This is a genomic window from Limosilactobacillus avium, from assembly GCF_947381485.1.
Classification (GTDB): domain Bacteria; phylum Bacillota; class Bacilli; order Lactobacillales; family Lactobacillaceae; genus Limosilactobacillus; species Limosilactobacillus avium.
In genome coordinates this window covers 1-1101 of sequence record NZ_CANCWN010000074.1, presented here as the reverse complement: position 1 = coordinate 1101, position 1101 = coordinate 1, and the positions used below count along the sequence as shown (strand labels likewise).

At 40.1% G+C, this 1101-nt stretch carries 1 protein-coding gene; it reads left to right on the top strand.

Going from position 1 to position 1101, the window contains the following annotated elements; all coding sequences use genetic code 11:
• Nucleotides 1-83 precede the first annotated feature (83 nt).
• Nucleotides 84-1101, top strand: a 1018-nt coding sequence (locus tag QOS01_RS10345; protein ID WP_283622261.1) for an IS30 family transposase, incomplete at its 3' end; no start/stop codon positions are given.

The following is a 1101-nucleotide window of genomic DNA, read 5'->3' as shown; positions in this document are numbered from 1 at the left end:
GTGGTAAATGCAAAAACGCCATTCGGCGTGACATCAGGTATCATATTAAGTGAATCAAACCTATATGAAAGGATGTCCGTCAAATGACGCACTTAAATGATACCATGCCCACTAACCTTTTGGCCACTCATCGCAAATATGCACACCTTACTAAAGAAGAGCGAGTGATGATTGCGACTTTAAAATCGCAAGGACTTTCCAATCGCGCAATCGGTCGTCAATTAGGAGTGAACCACCAAACCATTAATAATGAGCTTAAACGTGGTACAGTTCGCCAAATTCGTCGTCAAAAATTCAATGGTAAGACTTACGATTACCCTTATCACATCTACAGTTATGAAGCTGGTCAGAATATTTATCTTAAATGCCACCAACGGTCCGGTCGTCCTCGTTTATATTACCGCTCAAAGCGTTTTTTACAATTGGCCGACCAATTAATGCTTGGTGAATTCGATGAGCATCGTTACTCTCCTCAAGCAGCTATTTATAAGGCACGTGATTTGATGAGTGATGATTCACTGATCCCTAAGTCTGTTGTGACTCTGTATCAGTGGATTAATGATGGTGTATTCCGTACGTCTAACTTGGACCTTTTTGAGAAAACTAAACGTAAACACCATCAATCTCATCCACAAGCCAAAAAGTGCTTAGGACCTAACATTGCTCAACGTCCACAGGATGCGGACCAACGGTCCGAAATTGGTCATTGGGAACTAGACACTATTCAAGGTCATAAAGATGGCAAGGATAGCGTTGTTCTAGTAATGACTGATCGTTTTTCACGGGTTAATATTACGAGAAAAATTACCAGTAAAACTGCATATGCAGTGAATCATTTTTTTGTTGAGTTACGTCAGAAGCTTGGCAAGAATGCTTACTATCGCATTTTTAAAACAATTACTTCTGATAATGGTTCTGAATTTAGTGAGTTAACGCGAGTTCATGACCATGTTTTCTATGCTGATCCGTATTCCCCTTGGGAACGCGGATCCAATGAAATCAATAATCGTTTTCTCCGGAAGGAGATTACTAAGGGCCAAGCTATTAATGATTATAGTAGTGCCCAGATTATAGCGACCAATAACTGGATGAATCACTATC